The organism is Paenibacillus borealis (assembly GCF_000758665.1).
In the GTDB taxonomy this organism is placed as follows: Bacteria; Bacillota; Bacilli; order Paenibacillales; family Paenibacillaceae; genus Paenibacillus_AQ; species Paenibacillus_AQ borealis.
The window spans coordinates 377,517-396,822 of sequence record NZ_CP009285.1; the positions used below are offsets into that span (position 1 = coordinate 377,517).

General features: G+C 52.4%; 16 protein-coding genes. 10 read left to right on the forward strand and 6 right to left on the reverse strand.

From position 1 onward, the window contains the following. The first annotated feature begins 27 nt into the window (after positions 1-27). The gene (locus PBOR_RS01695; protein ID WP_042218801.1) at positions 28-609 is read left to right on the forward strand and encodes a 50S ribosomal protein L25; all 582 of its coding nucleotides are present in this window, start codon (positions 28-30) and stop codon (positions 607-609) included. Positions 610-762: 153 nt separating this feature from the next. Here the strand turns inward: PBOR_RS01695 and PBOR_RS01700 are convergent, their stop codons facing one another. Continuing rightward, on the reverse strand, positions 763-3,099 hold the full coding sequence (locus tag PBOR_RS01700) for a UvrD-helicase domain-containing protein (protein WP_042210148.1): 2,337 nt from the start codon (positions 3,097-3,099) through the stop codon (positions 763-765). A 445-nt stretch (positions 3,100-3,544) separates the two neighbouring features. Continuing rightward, a complete protein-coding gene (locus tag PBOR_RS01705; protein WP_042210149.1) occupies positions 3,545-4,000 on the reverse strand; it encodes an Imm30 family immunity protein in 456 nt (151 codons plus the stop codon). 163 nt (positions 4,001-4,163) lie between these two features. Between PBOR_RS01705 and PBOR_RS35990 the strand changes: the two genes are divergently transcribed. Further along, positions 4,164-4,331, forward strand: a complete 168-nt coding sequence (locus PBOR_RS35990) for an aspartyl-phosphate phosphatase Spo0E family protein (protein ID WP_081971874.1) — start codon at positions 4,164-4,166, stop codon at positions 4,329-4,331. A gap of 323 nt (positions 4,332-4,654) precedes the next feature. Here the strand turns inward: PBOR_RS35990 and PBOR_RS01710 are convergent, their stop codons facing one another. Continuing rightward, positions 4,655-5,518, reverse strand: coding sequence for a Cof-type HAD-IIB family hydrolase (locus PBOR_RS01710; protein ID WP_042210150.1), 864 nt, complete (start codon positions 5,516-5,518; stop codon positions 4,655-4,657). 251 nt (positions 5,519-5,769) lie between these two features. Here PBOR_RS01710 and PBOR_RS38425 point away from each other — a divergent pair, with 251 nt between their 5' ends. From PBOR_RS38425 to PBOR_RS01720, 3 genes are all read left to right on the forward strand, one after another. Beyond that, positions 5,770-6,285: a helix-turn-helix domain-containing protein gene (locus tag PBOR_RS38425; RefSeq protein WP_342671102.1), complete on the forward strand. Its 516-nt coding sequence runs from the start codon at positions 5,770-5,772 to the stop codon at positions 6,283-6,285. Then, positions 6,213-6,848 carry an RNA-guided endonuclease TnpB family protein gene (locus PBOR_RS38430; RefSeq protein ID WP_342671122.1) on the forward strand — a complete coding sequence of 212 codons (636 nt, stop codon included), beginning with the start codon at positions 6,213-6,215 and terminating at the stop codon, positions 6,846-6,848. Before PBOR_RS38425 ends, PBOR_RS38430 begins: the two co-directional genes overlap by 73 nt. A 305-nt stretch (positions 6,849-7,153) precedes the next feature. Then, a complete protein-coding gene (locus tag PBOR_RS01720; RefSeq protein WP_042210151.1) occupies positions 7,154-8,395 on the forward strand; it encodes a DUF445 domain-containing protein in 1,242 nt (413 codons plus the stop codon). A gap of 133 nt (positions 8,396-8,528) precedes the next feature. Here PBOR_RS01720 and PBOR_RS01725 read toward each other — a convergent pair whose 3' ends face one another. The 3 genes from PBOR_RS01725 to PBOR_RS01735 all read right to left on the reverse strand — a co-directional run bounded on the left by PBOR_RS01725 (position 8,529) and on the right by PBOR_RS01735 (position 11,107). Beyond that, positions 8,529-8,855, reverse strand: coding sequence for a P-II family nitrogen regulator (locus PBOR_RS01725; RefSeq protein WP_042210152.1), 327 nt, complete (start codon positions 8,853-8,855; stop codon positions 8,529-8,531). A gap of 239 nt (positions 8,856-9,094) precedes the next feature. Beyond that, positions 9,095-10,198 carry a glycosyltransferase family 4 protein gene (locus PBOR_RS01730; RefSeq protein ID WP_042210153.1) on the reverse strand — a complete coding sequence of 368 codons (1,104 nt, stop codon included), beginning with the start codon at positions 10,196-10,198 and terminating at the stop codon, positions 9,095-9,097. A gap of 87 nt (positions 10,199-10,285) precedes the next feature. Continuing rightward, a complete protein-coding gene (locus PBOR_RS01735) occupies positions 10,286-11,107 on the reverse strand; it encodes a hypothetical protein (protein ID WP_052429289.1) in 822 nt (273 codons plus the stop codon). A 305-nt stretch (positions 11,108-11,412) separates the two neighbouring features. Between PBOR_RS01735 and PBOR_RS01740 the strand changes: the two genes are divergently transcribed. The 5 genes from PBOR_RS01740 to PBOR_RS01760 all read left to right on the forward strand — a co-directional run bounded on the left by PBOR_RS01740 (position 11,413) and on the right by PBOR_RS01760 (position 19,199). Next, entirely contained in the window at positions 11,413-14,958 is a 3,546-nt protein-coding gene (locus PBOR_RS01740) for a PAS domain-containing hybrid sensor histidine kinase/response regulator (RefSeq protein WP_157763952.1), read from the forward strand. Beyond that, a complete protein-coding gene (locus PBOR_RS01745; protein ID WP_052429290.1) occupies positions 14,955-15,581 on the forward strand; it encodes a C39 family peptidase in 627 nt (208 codons plus the stop codon). The genes PBOR_RS01740 and PBOR_RS01745 overlap by 4 nt, the downstream gene beginning before the upstream one ends. Before the next feature lie 200 nt (positions 15,582-15,781). Next, a complete protein-coding gene (gene pulA / locus PBOR_RS01750; protein WP_042210154.1) occupies positions 15,782-17,737 on the forward strand; it encodes a type I pullulanase in 1,956 nt (651 codons plus the stop codon). Between the two features lie 155 nt (positions 17,738-17,892). Further along, positions 17,893-18,219, forward strand: coding sequence for a PadR family transcriptional regulator (locus PBOR_RS01755; RefSeq protein WP_042210155.1), 327 nt, complete (start codon positions 17,893-17,895; stop codon positions 18,217-18,219). Positions 18,220-18,224: 5 nt separating this feature from the next. Then, positions 18,225-19,199 (forward strand): permease prefix domain 1-containing protein, encoded by a 975-nt coding sequence (locus tag PBOR_RS01760; RefSeq protein WP_042218805.1) that lies wholly within the window; start codon positions 18,225-18,227, stop codon positions 19,197-19,199. The last annotated feature ends 107 nt before the right edge of the window (positions 19,200-19,306 follow it).

A 19,306-nucleotide genomic window follows, 5' to 3' on the forward strand; every position in this document is an offset into this window, starting at 1 on the left:
ATGGTCAAAGAGAGCGGGAACCAAGCAATGAGTAAATTTATTCAGCTAAGCAATCGTACGTCTGACACAAAGTCCAACCTGAATGTGGCAAGAAAGCAAGGCCGCATCCCGGCAGTACTGTACGGAATTGGTAAAGATACTCTGAGTCTTGAAGTGAACGAGAAGGAATTGCTGGAGATGCTGAGAACGAATCCGCGGGCGATCCTGCAAGGGAAATTGACCGATGGGACAACTGTTCCGGTTGTAGTTCAGAACATTCAGAAGCAGTCGATGTCCGGTAAAGTGCTGCACATTGATTTTCAGCATGTGAACATGAGCATTAGCATGGACAGCAAGGTTACGATTCATTTTGCAGGCGAAGCGGTGGGCGTCAAAGAAGGCGGCGTACTGCAGGTGGAAATTTATGAAGTAGAAGTCCGCTGTATGCCGGGCGATCTGCCGACCTCCATGGAAGTGGATATCAGCAGCCTTGCCATCGGTGACCAGCTGCTCGTGTCTGATCTGATTTTCCAGGATGGTATTGAAGTGCTGACCGATCCAAGTACAGTCATGATTCAGATCAAGACCGTACATGAAGAAGCAGAAGAACCGGAAGCTACTCCGGCTTAAATACAGGATGACGAATATAGCCCCTTCGGGCAGAGCGTACTTGGGAACTCATGATGATGTCATGATCCCGGTTACGTCTGCTGGAAGGGGCTTTTTGTGCATAATTTGAAACTGATATTGGCAGGTCTGCTGCAAAAGCAGCCGTGTATCCCGTTATACAGGGACGTCGCGGGTGCCTTTTTGCATCGGCGATTTGCACAGCGGACAGGGCTTCGAGGCAAGGTGATCCTCGGCTCCGCCCGCCTTCATCCGGGTCCAGCCCGGGCAGGCCTTGCCGGTACAGCTCCAGACGGGAATTGTATGCGTCCTTGCTGAGGCGGAGCCGGACGTATAACTGCTGCGCACTATAGTGCTGCTGTTTCCGGCGGCCGGTGCAGTTGCCTGCGGCGGGGCCGCAGCGCGGAAGGCGGAGAGCATGAAGCGTGAGACCTCTGCCTTCTTGCCCCGGTGCCTTGCGGGTGAGCTGATGAATAGCTCCTCGCGGGCCCGGGTAACGGCTACATAGGCGAGCCTGCGTTCCTCTTCTAGTAGCGCTATTCCTGCCTCAGCTGCGGCTCTGGCGGCAGAACTGCTGACCACGGTTACGGATGCCTTCCCCGGCTTACGGTCCTTCAGCCGGCCCTCCTCCAGTGCGGAGCTATGCGGCAGAATGCCCTCAGAAGCTCCGATAAGGAAGACAACGGGGAACTCCAGACCCTTGGATTTATGGATGGTCATCAGGGCAATCCGGTTGCCTTGCTCCTTAAGCCCCGGCTGGCGGCTCAGCTCGTTGCGCTCGGTTACGTTATCAATGAACTCGAGGAACAGCGGAATCGTGCCGAACCGCTCAGCGGACGCCTCCAGCTCATCGAGCATTTCCTTAAGCGTCTCCCGGTGCAGGGTGGCCTGATGCCGTTCATTGGCTTCAATGAAATAATCATAGAAGACAGTCCGGATCTGGCGGATGGCCTGCACGGGCGTCAGCCCGCTCAGCCCGCGGATCAGATCCAGCCGCTCGCGCAGCTTGACGCCTTTGAAATCCTCCATGCCCGGCATGGACAGAAGGTGAATCAGCGGGCCCTGCTTCGCCTGCACCGCCTCCATGCGGCGGATATGGTCCATCCCTTTTTCCCGGCTCATGTAGAGGGTCGGCAGAATATTCTCCATCGCGGCGAAGTTCCGGCGGTTAACGGACAGGCGCAGATGATCCAGCACAGGGGAGATCAGCCAATGCTCGTAGAGCAGCTGGCCTTCGCCGTAGTCCACATAAGGGATGTCGTGCATCAGCAGCAGCTCCAGGATGGCCCGGTTGCTGCTGGTGGCGCGGTACAGCAGGGCGTAATCGCGGTATTCCCGCGCTCCGCTCTCGATCTCACGCTCGATATGCTCCACAATTTGCTCGGCCTCTTCGTCCGCCGTCTGCGGACGAAGGTAGCGGGGCGGATTGCCGCTGCTTTTGGCAGCTTGCAGCGTCTTGGCCCGGCGCCGTGAATTGTGGCGGATAATCCCGTTCCCGAGCCCGATAATGGCAGGTCCTGAGCGGTAATTGATATCGAGGGTGATCACTTTGGCGTTTGGATACAGCTTCTCGAACTCCAGGATGAACTCGCTGCGCGCCCCGTTGAAGGAATAGATGGTCTGATCATCATCTCCGACCACCATCAGGTTGTCCTGCGGATGGGCGATCATTTTGACCAGCTCATATTGCAGCGCATTCGTATCCTGGAATTCGTCGACCATTACATATTGGTATTTCTGCTGCAGCTCCAGCAGAAGTGCCGGCTGCTCCCGGAGCATCCGGTAGGCAATCAGCAGCACATCGTCGAAATCGATTTTGAAATTATCCGTCTTCCACTGCTCGTACAGGGCAAGAATGGCCTTCATTTCCTTCTCCGCTTCCGTCGTTTCCGGCATATCCTGAGGCAAGCCCATGTTCATCTTGCAGGAGGAGAGCAGGGTGAGCAGATTCTCTGGAGGATAGGCATCCTTCGGCAGCCCCAGCTGACGCATGATCTGCTTCAGCAGAATGTGCTGGCGCCGGGTTTCATGGAAAATATCCTGCCGCAGCCCCTGCCGGCGCAGGAAATAAAGGAAGAACGAGTGGAACGTGCGGGCCTGCAGACGGGCGGCATCACCGGCATCCACACCCGGCAGCAGTGCAATCCGCTCGCGCATCTCTGCCGCTGCCTTGCTGGAGAAGGTCAGCAGCAGCAGCCGGCCGGGGGCGATGCCGCGCACAGACAGCAAATACCCGGTTCTGCAGATCAGCACCGAGGTTTTGCCGGAGCCCGCTCCCGCCAGTGTCAGCAGCGGCCCGAGGTGATGCCGCACCGCTGAGATTTGCGGAGGATTGAGCAGAATGCCGCCTTCCTCCAGCCTGCGGAAGTAAGCCGCATCGCTGTCCCCGGGCTTCACGGTCTCCCTGCTCGTACGGGCGGAGGCAACCTTCGCCTGGGGGATTTTCTCGCCGGTAGCGCCCAGCGGTATATTATGAAATAAAAGCTTGTTCATTGAATCCACCTTCGTTTGTTCTATATAAGCTTATCTGCAAGTTGATCCGGTAGGAGCTTACCTGCAGAGAGCATTTGAGCGTGGACGATCACTCCTCCAGCTCTAAATCCTGCACGAAATACAACATTCCCCGCCTAAAATCTCGCCTAATCCCAAAATTGTTGTATGAAATGCAGCATTCCATCTCATTTAAGCGGATAATCCAGATAATTCCTGTATTTCATGCAACAATTCTTCGAATATCCCCGGTATCTATGAATCCAAGTTGCAATATGTACAACATTTTGACCAGTATACAATATACCATTCTGCCTGTTTTTCTGCACGGAAGTCTAGCGAATAAGATTAACAGGACAAGACATGTAATTCTGGATATTCTGCAGGAGAGTTCAGCAATCACTTTTGGCATTCTGCTTGGCGGGGCTGTGAAGTGTGGGTAGATTAGTTACTTCAGTCTGGCAAGAATGTAATTAGCCTTGCGCTCGAACAGCCGGGGCTTGTCTTCCTTAATCTCCTCCAGCAGAAAAGCCAGGCATTTCTTGACCTTTGGCGGCATTAGGGCAGCGATCTCAGCGTAATCCTTGCGGAAATTATCGTCATTCAGGATTCTTTTATTCAAGACAATAGCCCAGTTGCGTGCGTGCTCCAGCATCTCCGGCAGCGATTCGAGCAGCTGGGTCAGGTACATCTCCATCTGAACACTCTCCACGAAATGAACGAGGCTGAACATGATCTCCTCCTGCTCTGTATCATCATCGAATACCTTGAAGATCTGATGAATCACGGCATCCTCCGTGTCACCGGCCAGGCCTTCCAGTGCAAGATCAAATTGCTCACATTCCAGCTCGGTACGCAGCAGCCGGTTCTCATATAGCCGGGCAATCCCCGGGTACAGGTTCATCTCTGATTCCCTCCTAATTCCCCGGACAGCTGAGGCTTCCGGGCTGTTCATGTTGTGCTGAGTGCCGCATGCGGCAGGTTGTGTAAGAATAGTTTACGCCATTTATCATAAGGTCCAATTTTTGACAGCTGAGATTAATATATTGGACAAAGGAGGAAGTGTCATGAAGACCGAAGAGTGTATAACTTTGCTGCGGGTAGAGAAAGCCAGACAGAAATTGTATCAAACGCAGCAGAGATACGGCATTTTGACACATCCCAAAGTAATTGAACAATCGGTGGCACTGGATCACTTGCTTAATCAGTATAGCTATCCGCCAAGGATTAGCTGATTGGATAGATTCACAAATATAAGTTGAGATATGGAGGGATGTCGTGTTTATTCCCGTTCTGTTAGCTTTGACTACAGCCCAGCGTCTAACTGTCATCATATTTCTCGCACTAAACTTAGGGGCAATATCTATTTGTTGTCTTCACCGCTCTGGAACCAGCCGCCGCTGAAGAAGAACAGCCTTCCTGTGAGGGCTGTTTTTTCTTTGAAATATAAGAATTTATATGTTTCACATGATAACTTATCCTTCTATTTCTCGCTGTAACGGTACCGTCCTTATAAAAGGACGGCAAAGCCGTTTCCACTTGTGCTATGAAGACGGAGTTACTGCTTGTCCAGAAGATGCCGCAGACCCGCTGCAACACCATGCTCCGAGTTGCTTAGCGTAATGAAGTCAGCCGTTTCTTTGAGGATGGGTGCGGCATTCTCCATAGCTATCCGGTAGCCGGCGATTTCGAACATCGGCAGATCGTTGTAGCTGTCACCCATAACTGCGATTTGCTCTGCCGGGATGCCGTAATGATCTGCCATCAGCTTCACACCGTTGCCTTTATTGGCATCTTTATGATTGATTTCAATATTGTTGACATGCGATGCCGTAATAATCAGCCCGGGAATTGCGGCGAACCGTATAGAGGCTTCCTTCAGCAGTTCACGGTTCAGCGAGAAGGCCAGCGTCTTGTAGATCAGATTCTCCTCTTTGCTCCAGATGTCCTCCATACTCTCCACATAGGTTACAGCCGCCTGCTGAAACTGCTGGTCGATCATCGCCTTAAGCAGCCAGCCTACTTCTTCAGAAACTTCATCTTCCTTAAGTGCCGACAGCTTCTCCAGACGTACCCGCTTATCAAGCTCTACATATACGTTATCCTCCGTGTATACCTCATAGTACAATTCAGGAATCTCGTTCATCCAGCGTAGTGCGGGGATAATATCCTCCTTGTCCAGCGGTGTGCTCGCGGCCAGCGTCCCGTCAGGGAGTGTAACAACAGCGCCATTCAGACTCACTACAGGACACTCCAGATCCGCCAGCCGCAGCTGTCGTTCCGCATCCATGTAAGAACGTCCGGTAGCAATGATCACGTTATGTCCCAGGCTCTGCGCGTGGAGTATGGCCTCCTTGTTCTCCAGGCTGATCTCACCATCCTCGTTCAGCAGTGTTCCGTCCATATCCAATGCAATTAACATATTGTAGTTCTCCTATTCCATCTATAGTTGTAGGGGCTCTTCAAGGGCTCTTATATATCACACGATAACTTATCTTTCTGTATCTTATCATTATTTCTCTGAAATATAACATTAGGTAGTCAGAATTTCCCGACTTCTAAAGTGGCGGTATGAATGATTAAGGTCTTTTCATATATAGGTAATTATTTTCCTTGTATGCGAACATGTGTGCTATAATTATTTTGATAATGTTTGGAAATGGGGTGCATCGTGTGCTTATCTATAAAGCGTATAAATACCGTATCTATCCTAACCGTGAGCAGCAGCACTATTTTGATAACGTATTCGGGGCCGTCCGTTTTATCTACAATACAATGTTATCGGATAAAATCAAACATTACCAAATCGCAGCGACGATGCTCCATACAACACCTGCGGGTTACAAGAAAGATTTCCCTTGGCTTCGAGAAATCGACAGCCTGGCCCTGGCCAATGCCCAGCTCCATCTGGACAAAGCGTACAAACAATTCTTTCAGAAGAAGAGTATGGGCTTTCCCCGATTCCAAAGCAAGAAAACACATACAGACCGATTCACAACAAACAATCAAAAAGGAACGATAGCGATTGAAGGCGGTATGCTCAAAATCCCAAAGCTAAAGACCAGAATCCGAATCAAGATGCACCGCCCCTTTAAGGGTGGATCAAATCCTGCACCATCTCTAAAACACCATCCGGCAAATACTTTGCATCCGTTCAGGTTGAAACAGAAAGCACGCCATTACCTATAGCTGATCAGAAAATTGGCGTTGATTTAGGACTGAAAAGCTTTGCGGTGACCTCGGAGGGTGAAGTGATTGCCAATCCGAAACATCTGAGGAAATCGGAACAACGATTAAAAAAGCTGCAAAAAAACGTATCCCGAAAGAATAAAGGAAGCCACAACCGATCCAAGGCCAAACTCCGATTGGCCAAGCTGCATGAAAAAATAGCAAACCAGCGGAAAGACTTCTTGCACAAAACGTCCACCCGAATGATCCACGAAAACCAAGTGATCGTAATGGAGGACTTGCGTGTAAAGAACATGCTGCAAAATCATAAATTAGCGAAGGCCATATCCGAAGTCTCCTGGAGGTTATTCCGAGAACTGCTGACCTACAAAGCGGAATGGTATGATAGGCAGTTGATCATTGCTCCTCCAAACTATGCAAGCAGTCAACTATGTTCCTGTTGTGGCTATAAAAACGCGGAAGTCAAGAATTTGTCTATGCGAGAATGGTCTTGTCCTGAGTGTCATACGGAGCACGACAGAGATCGGAATGCGGCAGCCAATCTTCTGAAATTAGTAATGTAAATGGCACTATGGGTAAGGAACGAGCCAGTAAGCTTGGGTAAACTTGGAGCGTTAGCTCTATTGACCAAGAAGCACCCACCTCATAGGTGGTGTGTAGTTCACAAATCACATTTTCATCCATATATCGTCCGGGGTACATGTACTAAAGCTGCGCTTCTTGCCGGATTTTCAGAAAAGAGTCTTCTCGTGGTACAATGAAATGTAGACCTGCAATCTTGCAGTCGGAATGTCTGCTGTTCTCAGAAACACATTCTTTCCGGGCAAAAGCTGACTTGGGGTCGTTATGTAAGGGGGATAATAAACACATGAAATCCAGAAATTTAGCCACCATATCTCTTGCCATCATGGCCTGCGGTTTCCTGTTCACCTTATTTCTGCCGGAGAACCTGGCTGTTATTCTGCTGAGAGGGGGCTTCGAGGCCGGGCTTGTCGGAGGGATTGCCGACTGGTTTGCAGTGACCGCACTGTTCCGCCATCCGCTGGGGCTTAGAATTCCGCACACTTCGCTGCTGCTGAAGAACCGGGATAAGCTTATTCAGTCTCTAATCTCCGCGATGGAGAATGAACTGCTGAACAAGGAGAGCATTGAGAACAAGCTGCGCAAAATCAAGATTGTCTCTCTGGGTGCTGCTATGCTGACGCGGTTCTTCTCCAGAAAGAAAGCAAGAACGGAAATGCTGGAACAGATTAAAGGTTTCGTACTGCGGCTTCCGGTAGAGCAGGCGGTTCCCTATCTTCAATCTGCAGCAGCAGGTTATCTGCGTGAAGCTGAGCTTGGCGTTGCCGCCGACAAAATCGCCACCAGCCTGATGAATGACGGCAAGGATATTGCCGCTCTTGATTATGCGCTGGAAGGAATCTCCTCCTGGAGCGGGCGTCCGGAAACCCGCGCGATGCTGGGCAAGATCGCCAGCGAGAAGCTGGCTGAGGTGAAGCTTGGTGGGTTGAAGGGGATGGCTTTTCAGGCTTTTGTCGGATTTGTTGATGCCGACATGCTGGGTGAAATGCTGCAGGGGATGGTTCAGTCTACGATCCGTGACTTCAAGGAAGAGGATAGCCCGTACCGTGAGGAAGTCATCCGGGAGATCCGTGTCGCTCTGTTCCAGCTGGTGAACAACGAGGAGCGGATCTCCGCGCTGAAGGATTGGGGGCTGAATGAGCTGCAAGGGGAGCCCGCTGCGGCTTTCCTGCAGCAGCAGCTGGAAGGACTGCGCATCAAGGCGGTTGCGCTGCTGGAGGAAGACCGGATCCGCGGCGGCCGCAAGCTGTTCTGGCTGTATGCTATGCTGGTCCGGCGGATCGGCAAGGAGCAGGATTGGCTCCAGGCGTCCGAGGAACGGATCCGCGGTACGCTGATCTCCTTCGTGGAAGCTAATCATTACCGGATCGGCCAACTGGTCAAGGAGAATCTGGATCAAATGGATGATGCCTCTCTCGTGAACATGCTGGAGGAGAAGGTAGGCAAGGATCTGCAGTGGATTCGTGTGAACGGAGCCGTATGCGGATTTGTTGTAGGACTGGTGCTTACTGTTATCCAGATGATCTGACATTAGCATGACCGAGAACAGGCAGAGGCAGCAAGGCGTTTCCCGGACCGTCCTTCAAGACGGATACCGGGATAGCTTTGCTGCCTCTTTCATATGTTCTACAGGAGGGCGGATAACAGAACGGAGGGACAGTCTACAGCTGGTTCTTACCGTTGCTGATGGTAAAGACCTCCTGTACGGGCAGGACAAAAATTTTGCCGTCGCCGAAAGAGCCGTGCTCACCGGTTCTTGCTGTGCGCATAATAATGCTGATCACGTCATCCTTCTCATCATCCTGGACCACGATCATCAGAAGTTTCTTGGAAATTTGATTGTAATGGTTGGTTCCGACCTGAATTCCCTTTTGTTTGCCGCGTCCAAGCAGATCCATTTTGCTGATGGAGGGGAAGCCGGCAAGGAGTAATTCAGCCATGACTTCATCCGCTTTCTCGGGTCTTACTATAGCTTTGATCATTAACATAACGATGCACCCTTTCTACAGCGAATATTGTGTTGTAGGGGGTTGCCAATGTCTTGTTGGCTTACTGTACAGTGCATTTGCTTAATGGTAACGCTTACAATATGAGTATAATATTAACTGCAGCGGTATCCTGCGAGAAGGGTCACAAATTTCGTATTACACAATGTCGCATCCCGGAGAAGCGTTACGGAGCTGCTGCATCGCATCCCGGAGGAGCGGCACGGACCCGTCTCCTCCGGTTACTGCGGTGCGAGCTTCAGATAGAGATTCTCCAGCAGATCTACTGTATGCTGCCATTCGAACATCTGCAGCGCATCGCTCCGTCCCTGCATCCCGATCCTTGCCGCGAGCACCGGATTGCGCCCGATCATCAGCATCCGCTTGGCGAAAGGAGCAGAGTCGCGGTATCTGTCCACCAGATATCCGTTATGGCCGGAATCAATAATTTCCCGGATTCCGCCGTTTCGTGAGGCAATTACCGGCAGCCCCGAGGCCATGGCCTCTACGTTGACCAGTCCGAAGGATTCATGCCGCTGGGAAGGACAGATGAAGCAGTCGGCAGCCTGATATAGGCTGTGAATATTCTCGTGCGGAATATTGCCCAGGAAGGACACGCGTACGCCCAGCCGCCGCGCGAGGGCCTTAAGCTGCCGGAGATAAGCCGGCTTCCCCCCGCCGGCGATCACCAGCCGGGCGGGCATATGCCTGTTCAGCCGGTGCATGGCCCGGATCAGCACAGGTACTCCCTTGCGGGGGATTACCCGGCCGACGAACAGGACGGTGAAGCCGGGAGCAAGACCGTACTGCGTGCGCAGGCGTGCCTTCTCCTGCGGTAGCACGGGGGCGAAGCGGGACAGGTCCGCTCCAAGCGGAACAACGCGGAGCTTGCCGGGGATACCGGGAAACCGCTGCGCGAGCCGCTGCTGCAGGGAGCGGCTGTTGGCCGCGACAGCGTCCGCCAGGGCCAGGCTGCGGGCAATTCTGGATTCCGGCGGCACAAAGGTCAGGGAATGCAGGAACAGCAGCACCGGAATGCCTGGGTGCCGCCGCTTGACGGCGGCCAGCAGCAGCGGCCGGTTATCGACCTGAATCAGTTCAAAGGGCTCCGCCGTTTCCAGATATCCGAGAACCGAGCTGCGGTACCGGGAAGGGGTGCCTGAGGGAAGGCGGATGAACCGGACTTGTTCTATTTCGTCAATGTCCGGGAGTCCGGGCGACCTCCTGCTCACTATAGTTACCTTGTGCCTTCGGGCAAGCCGCCGGGCAATATTCCAGATGCAGATCTCTACAGAGCCGTCCCCTGGAACCGGGAACTGTTCCGGTGCAATAATGCAGATACGCATAGTGAATTCCTCCTCCCGCCGCATGATGATGGTATCCTTAACTACCATATGCGTCCGTACGGGCGGAAGATACAGGGCCGGCAGGGGTCAAGTGCCGATTTGCTTACGGGTGGCGGTGATAATGGAAGCGATCTTCTGCTCCAGCTCGATAACCTTCAGCTTGCTGGCCGCAATTTGCTGGTAGCCGGAGACCATTGAGGATAGGGATTGGCCGGCAAGGACGGAGTTCTGCTTGCGGACCGCTGCTTTGAAATCGCTCCAGTCTGCGGCAAGCCGTTTGTTCAATGCGGAGGCTGCACTCTTCTGGGATTTCATTGAGATTTGCGCGCTGTCGATTCCGGCCAGGCTCTTGCGGGCGGCAGCAATCCGCTTGGTACGGGTATCCTTGGCGGCTTTGAGCAGAGCCTCCTTGTCGCGTATCTCCTGGCGGGCCAGCTGTACAAGGAGCTTCATAGCCTCCGATTGAGCCTTAAGTACGGAATTCAGCGTCTTGTCCTTCAGTCCTTTGAGCAGGGAAATGCGTTTGTTCAGCGCACTGTATTGGTCGAACAGCGGCTGGTAGCGTTCCTTGGTGCTGCTGACAGCTGCGGTCAGCCGGGTTATGGAAGCCTGGTCGATATTCTTGATGGCCTCCCGGACAACAATCAGCGCCTCTGCATTCTGATCATGAAGCGCTCTAATCTGTGCCTCCCGGCTGTCATATTGGGCTGACAGGAGAGCTAACTCGCTGTATTGGTTCTTCAGACGGGCGCGGGCGGTACTGTCTGCCGCTGCCGCCGTCAGATCAAAAGACGCCTGGACCGATGCTGTTAACACTGTTGGAGATGCAGAAGCAGACCCGGACAGGGTGGCCAGGGTAATCAGCAGGGAGAGCAGCGATAGGGCAGTAGTCCTGCACAGATTCCTCATAAATAATCCTCCTCTTGTTTCCGTGTCCCGGGTAGCACGACAAAAAAAGCACCCGCAGTAAAGGCCAATTGGCCTCTATTACGGGTGCTTCCAGCGTAACGAGTCACGGATATATAATTACCTTTTAATATAGAGCGTACTTCTAAAATAGTCAATATTTACAATTTAAATTTTCTCTATCCAAAGGGGGCTGTCCGTTTCATTCCTTGGTAGTCTTATCGTATACTGTGTGATATAGAAGTACTAGCGAACGACAACAGAGAGTCTGCAGAAGCGCCGGCTCGAGATGAAGGAGGCCTTGTTTAATGGATAACTTGGCAGAGAATAGAATCATTCTGGATCAAGCATTCCTGATGTCTCCAGTGGGGATGGCTGTGCTGTCTTCTGAAGGAGACCGCTGGGTCATGGTTAACCCTGCTTTTTGCACGATGCTTGGCTGCAGTGAACAGGAGTTTCTCGCAGGTGCTTTATTCGGGGCAGGCCGGATCAGGCCGGAAGAGCAGCGGGGATTCTCTTTACCTGAAATTATGAACGGGCTGTCGCAGACACAGGGGCAGCCGCTTGTGAAAGAGCAGCGGTTCCCGGGCCACGGCGGACGACCGTTCTGGCTCTCCCTGACGTTTGTTCAGGCAGAAGCAGGGCAGTTAGACCGGAATATTATTGTATACGCACAGGATGTTACGGACCGCAAGATTGCTGACCAGCTGACAGTAGACAGCCGCGATCTGTACAATTTATTTATAAAAGATGATCAGAGCATGATCTCCTTCTCACTGCCGGACGGGACGTTAAGCTTTATTTCCCCCTCCTCCTTCCCGCAGATCGGATATCAGCCGGAGGAGATGATCGGAAGAAACCGGGCGGATTTCTATCATCCGGACGATATTGACGGGATCAACAGCTCCAACGGCCTGTTGCAGAATGATACTTACAGCCGCCGGTTGCGTCACAAGGAAGGGCATTATTTATGGTTTGAGATGTCTTTTCATGAAATCCGCGATGAGAACGGCGAAATTACACGAATTATGGGAATCGGGCGTAATGTGACCCGGCGTAAGCAGAGCGAGGAAGCGCTCGCCACTGCCCAGCGGGTTGCCAAAATAGGTTCGTGGGGCTGGGATTTAACTAAGGGCAAACTGTCATTCTCGGAAGAATTGCGGCGTATTCTGCAGAATGCCGTCGGGGCCGACAATGTGGATTATGAAGCCTTTCTGGCTCTGGTCCATCCGGAGGATCTCACTCTCTTGCAGGCAGCTGTACAGCGTGCAGTAATCAGGGGAGAGTCCGGAGACACGGCTTACCGGCTGATTCTGCCCAAAGGCGATATTCTCACGGTCCATATCCAATGGGATGTAACCTTCGGACCGGGCGGCCAGCCGGTTCAGCTTATCGGCATGATGCAGGATATTACCGAGCGTATGGAAATGGAGCGGCTGCTGCGGGAGAGCGAACGCAATTTCCGCCTGATGTCGGAGAATTCGCTCGACCTAATTTCCCGCCATGCCATTAAAGACAGCGTCTTCCTGTATTGCTCTCCGGCCAGCCGTTCATTGCTCGGCTATGAGCCGGAAGAGATGATCGGCACCAGCGCCTATCATTATTTGCATCCGGATGATCTGGATATGATGAGAGACATCATGGCCGAAAGCGAGCTCTCCGGGTATATTCAGCCGGTCTCCTACCGCTACCGCCATAAGAACGGCAGCTACATCTGGTTTGAGACGAACAGCCGTTATATTTTTGATGAGCAGGGTCAGGCAGTTGAGATTATTGCCGTCGGCCGGAACATTACAGAACGTAAAGAGTTCGACTCGAAACTGCAGGAAAGCGAGCAGCGCTACAAATCTTTGTTCGAGTATAATCCTTCAGCGGTATATTCCATGAATCTGCAGGGTGAATATCTCACGGCCAATCCCAATTTGGAGGAGCTGAGCGGGTACTCCCTGGACGAACTGCTGGGTAATTATTTCGGACCGCTTGTGGCGGACAAGGATGTCGGGAAGACACTGCATCATTTCACTCTGGCTACCCAAGGTAAACCCCAGAGCTATGATCTTACACTGATTCATAAGGATGGCCATCTGGTGGAGATTAACACGACCAATATTCCTATTATTGTGGACAAGCAGGTTGTAGGCGTGTATGGGATTTCCCGTGACATTACGGAACGTATCCGTTATACAGAACAGATTGAGAAGCTGGGTAATGATTACACGTTGATCCTGAACGCGGTCTCCGAAGGGATATTCGGTCTGGATACTGAGGGGAAAGTAACCTTTATTAATCCTGCCGGGGCACAGATGCTGGGCTTTGAATATGGAGAGATCACAGGCCATTCTTACCTGGACCACCTCCAACAGACAGCGCTTGACGGCATTCATTACCGGCCGGAGGAATCGCCGCTGATGCGGGCGGTGCGGGCAGGGGAATCTCATCAGAGCAAAGATGCGGTGCTGTGGCGCAAGGATGGCTCCAGCTTTCTGGCCGAATATCAGGTTACTCCTCTGTTTGACAAGGGTGAGCGCAAGGGAGCTGTTGTTGTCTTCCGTGACATTACTGATGAGAAGGAGATTATTAGAGCGAAGGAACTGGCAGAGAAAGCAGACCAGGCCAAATCGGAATTTCTCGCTATCATGAGCCATGAACTGCGGACGCCGATGAACGGAATTATGGGAATGACGGATCTGCTCACAGAGACGGAGCTTGACGAGGAGCAGCGGGGATATGCCGAGATCATTAGCGCCAGCAGCGCGTCCCTGTTATATATTCTTAATGAAATTCTGGATTTCAGCAAAATAGAAGCCGGTAAAATGACGCTTACTCATGAACCGGTCAGCCTGGAAGGACTGCTGGAAAGCGTAACGGAGCTGTTCACGCCCAAAGCCCGGGAGAAGGACATCGAGCTGTCCTGCCATAATGCGCCTGATGTGCCCGAGCTGATTATGGGCGATGCGGCCCGTCTGCGCCAGGTGCTGGTGAACCTCGTCAGCAATGCGGTCAAATTCACGGAGAAGGGGCATGTCTCTATCCGTCTCGGTACGGAATACTGCCGGGACCGCAGGAAGCTGACATTGAAATTCAGTGTGCTGGATACAGGTATCGGAATTCCGCCGGAGAAACAGCCGCTGTTGTTCCAGTCCTTCTCCCAGCTTCATCCGTCGATCAACCGCAAATACGGGGGAACCGGACTGGGGCTCGCGATCTGCAAACGGCTGGTTGAGCTGATGGGCGGAGCCATCGGAGTGGAAAGTGTAGAAGGGGAAGGCTCGAATTTCTATTTCACCCTGCCTATAGATATTGATATCGATCCTGATGGAGGAGGCGGGGAAACAGCAGATTCCGCTGAGCCTGTATCTGTAACGGATCTCTCAGCAGAACAGGGAGAATGGGCCGGAACAGGCCTTGAGCAGGAGGCTGCTGGCAAGGAACTGACGCTGCCTGCTCAAGGAATGCTGCCTGCCGCCAAATTTGGACCTTTGCGTATACTGATCGCGGAGGACCATCCGGTCAATCAGAAGCTGCTGCTGACCATGCTCCGCACAAGGGGGTATGCCGCTGACCTCGTAGATAATGGCAGCGGGGCGCTGCAGGCTGTGCTCCGCGAGCCGTATGATCTGGTATTTATGGATGTGCAAATGCCGGTGATGAGCGGGCTGACGGCAACGGCCAGAATCCGTCAGCAGGCTCCCCGGAATCATCAGCCTTATATTGCGGCAGTGACAGCCTATGCGAGAGACGAGGACAGGGAACGCTGCCACGCGGTCGGCATGGATGACTTTGTCAGCAAGCCGTTTCTGACCACGGATATTGAACGTGTCTTGCAGCATTGCCGGAATAGGGTATCCCTATGAGCGGGCAGCCGTCCGGCCGGCAGTTGAAGGCGGAACCGTATACGCAGTGGGAAGAGGGGGTGGCCTCTCCCGCCTCGGCCTGCGGTCCGGCAACTATGGCCGCGCTCATGGAATATTGGCACACGCGTATGGGCAGGCTGTTTATTCCGGGGGCCGGACATTTTGATTCCAAAGCAGCACATATCAATTACATATACACCCATCATGGCGGAACACCCTGGGGAATGAGCGTACGGGGCTTCACCAGAGGCCTCCGGGATTATATCATCCATGCTGCTCCGCGCGGCGCGGGAAGCTCCAGGCTGCTTACGGTATCGGTATTTAATGATATCGGGAGATACAAAGCCGAGATCGATGCTGCGCGGCCTGTAGCCTTGAAGTTCGATAAATGGTTCAGCCTCCGCTGGAGGGGAAGTTATATCTATGATTATCATTGGGTGCTTGGAACCGGTTATGAGGATAACGCTGATGGAACATGCACGCTGGTTGTCCATGACAATGGAATACGGCATCCGGGCCGCGGGTATACCCCCGGCCGAGAACGGCGGATTTCTTACGCGGCGAATCAGGCAATTCTTACGATGGTAGCGCTTAATATAGCGGAAGCCTCTGAAGCACCTTAATTGCATAAGGATAAGCTAACCTGACAGGCTGAAACTCACAACGGGACAGCAGAGAGGTCCGGCTTTCCGGCACTACATAATACAAACGTTTGCACAAAACGCAGGACTAGGATAAAATTCCATTTATGAAGAATGGATTTAGTGTAACTCACTGTATATGCAGGCGTATATTTTAATAAAGGGTAAAGGAGGCGGGGGCCTTGTCCGTACAAAAGGAAATGAAGGAACCAATCTATTATGGGGATCCGGCGGCTACCAGCGGTATATCCGTGTTTGACCGGGAATTTGATGAACTGTTCAGCTACGACGGAAACGATCTTGGCTTGAATTATTCGGTCACCGGCTCGGCGTTCTGTCTGTGGGCGCCAACCGCCCAGGAAGCAGAGCTTGTGCTCTATGAGTCATGGCAGGACGCAGCCGGACAGCATATTCCGATGATCCGGGATATCCGGGGAACCTGGAGAATCACCGTTCCCGGTGATCTGGAAGGGAAATTCTACACCTACCGTGTGCGGCTGGGGGATTTGTGGAATGAAGCAGCGGATCCCTACGCCCGTGCTGTCGGTGTGAATGGAGACAGGGGTGCGGTTCTTGATATGACTAAGACAGATCCTGAGCATTGGACACAGGATAAACCGCCTCTGGAGGACCCGGTTGATGCCGTTATCTATGAGCTTCATCTGCGCGACCTGTCGATGCATCCTGTCAGCGGGATAACTCATAAAGGACAATATTTAGGGCTTGCCGAAGCCGGAACACGCGGCCCTGAAGGGATACCGACCGGGCTCGATCATATTGCAGCACTTGGAGTGACTCATGTGCAGCTGCTGCCTGTCTACGATTATGCTACGGAGAGCGTGGATGAAACCCGGCTGGATCAGCCGCATTATAATTGGGGATACGATCCCAAGAACTATAATGTGCCTGAAGGCTCCTATGCTACAGACCCGTATGTGCCGGGTCTGCGCATCAAGGAGCTGAAGACTATGATACAGGCGCTGCATGACCGGGGTCTGCGCGTCATTATGGATGTTGTCTACAATCATGTGTATGACGGCTTCCGGGTGAACTTTACCAAGCTGGTTCCGGGATATTATCTGCGCTACAAACCGGACGGCAGACTGTCCAACGGATCCGGCTGCGGCAATGACACCGCTTCTGAACGGTTGATGATGTCGCGTTTCATCGTGGAGTCGGTACTATACTGGGCTGAGGAATATCATATCGACGGCTTCCGCTTCGATCTGATGGGATTGCTTGATGTCGGCACAATGAGAGAAATTCGCCGCCGTCTGGATGAGCTGGATCCTTCCCTGCTGACCATAGGCGAAGGCTGGGTGATGGATACGGAGCTGGCAGAGGATCTCCGCGCCAACCAGCGCCATGCCAATGAGCTGCCGGGCATCGGACATTTCAATGACGGTTACCGCGATGCGGTCAAAGGCAATATTTTTCTGCATGATCAGAAAGGCTTCATTAGCGGCGGTATCGGCTTTGAACGGAATGTGAAGGCCGGTATTGCCGGAGGCATCTATTACGGTCCAGGTCTTGGACAATTCGCCCAGGAGCCGCAGCAAAGTGTCAACTATGTGGAATGTCATGACAATCATACGTTGTGGGATAAGCTTCTGCTGTCTACCGGAGGAATAGCTGATGAACAGCGCCGCGCCATGCACCATTTGGCCTCAGCAATGATCCTGACCAGCCAGGGAATTCCCTTCATCCATGCCGGCCAGGAGTTCATGCGGACCAAAGACGGGCTGGAGAACAGCTATAAATCGCCTGTGGAATACAACTGGCTGGACTGGGAGCGCTGTGCACAACACGCGGAGTCTGTAGAATATATGAAGCGGCTGATTGCGCTGCGCGCGGCCCGTCCCGCTTTCCGGCTGCGGACCGCCGATGAAATCCGTGACTGTCTGGTCTTCGAGGAGGCTCCGGCGCATTCGGTTGCCTTCTCGCTAAGAAATCATGCCGGCGGAGATTCCGCACAGCATCTTTACGTCCTGTACAACGCTGATCCGGATGGAGCCGTTCTTGAACTGCCCTTGCTGGGGGAATGGACGGTTCTGTTCGGCGAAGACCATGTGGGACAGCTGGAGAGCGGAATCTTAGCGGCAAAAGGGATTGGAATGATCGTACTGGCTGTACTGTAAGTACACCGGAAACACTGAGCAGGCTGCCCGGGCAGCCTGCTCTTTTGCGTTTTTTAATAAATTTGTTACCGGAATAAAAACTACTTCATCTGTCGTAGTAATTATGCTACAATGAACCTAATTACTACGACAGATGAAGTATAGGAGGCAGGCAATTGATCAGCAGTGACGTTATCCGGGGATACAACGATACGATGATCCTCTACATGCTTCTGGACGGGGAGTCTTATGGCTATGAGATTTCCAAGAATATACGGAAGCTTTCGGAAGAGAAATACATTATGAAGGAAACTACGCTCTATTCCGCATTCGCCCGGCTGGAGAAGAACGGATACATTGACTCATTCTATCTGGATGAGACTTTCGGGAAAAGGCGTACTTATTACCGTATCACCCCGCAGGGTCTGGCCTATTACCACGCCAAATGTGCGGAATGGCAAGTTACGCAAGAAGTCATCAACAAATTCATAAAGGAGCTGTGATGAACTTGGATACAATTATAGGTTATCTGAACAATATGTTCGCTTCTCTCCCCAGAACGGAACAGATGTATAAGCTGAAGCAGGAACTGCTTGGCAACATGGAGGAGAAGTATCATGAACTGAAGAATGACGGGAAGTCGGAGAATGAGGCGGTGGGCATCGTCATTTCCGAATTCGGCAACATTGATGAGCTGATCAGCGAGCTGGGCATCGGGGAGGTCCGTAAGGAAGAGATGCTTCCGGTGCTTACTGAGCTGGAGACAGAGGAATTCATTGCTGCCAAAAGGAGATCCGGGCTGCTTATAGGGTTGGGCGTGGGGCTGATTATGGTGGGCGCCGGCCTGCTCATTCTGCTTGCGATTCTTGGGGAGAACGGGTTTATGAGATCTGCCTTTTCGGAGGATGCCATGAGCATGATTGGAGTAGCCTTCCTCTTGATTCTGCTCGTTCCTGCCATTGCGATGTTTATCTACAGCGGCATGCGAATGGAGAAGTATAAATATATGGAGTCCGGATTCAGTTTGCCTTACCATCTGCAGGCTGAGGTTGAGCGGAAGCAGTCCGCTTTTGCCGCAACCTATATGCTGTCGCTTATCATGGGAGTCAGCCTGTGCGTATTGTCGCCGGTTGCTATTTTTGTAGGTTCTGCTTTTGGGGACGCAGGCTCCTCTTACGGGGTTGTGGTTCTGCTGGCTGTTGTGGCTGTGGCTGTTTTCCTCTTTGTCTATTACGGGAATATCCGGGGAGCGTATCAGATGCTGCTGAAGACCGGGGATTTCAGTAAAGAAAAGAAGGAGGAGGACCGGGTGATCGGTGCGGTTGCCTCCATAGTCTGGCCGCTGGTTACCTGCGTTTTTCTGGTCAGCGGTTTTGTATACGATCAGTGGCATATCAACTGGATCGTGTTTCCTGTAACGGGTATTCTGTTCGGGGTATTCAGCTCCGCCTACAATATTCTCAAGGGGAAAGATGCAGCCTGAGTTCCGGGTCTGTGCCGTTTGCTGTAAAAGGTGACATTGCTCATGTTCGCGCTTAGCGGATAGATGATAATATGAAGGCATTTATTCCCCTTAATCAAACTGTGCAA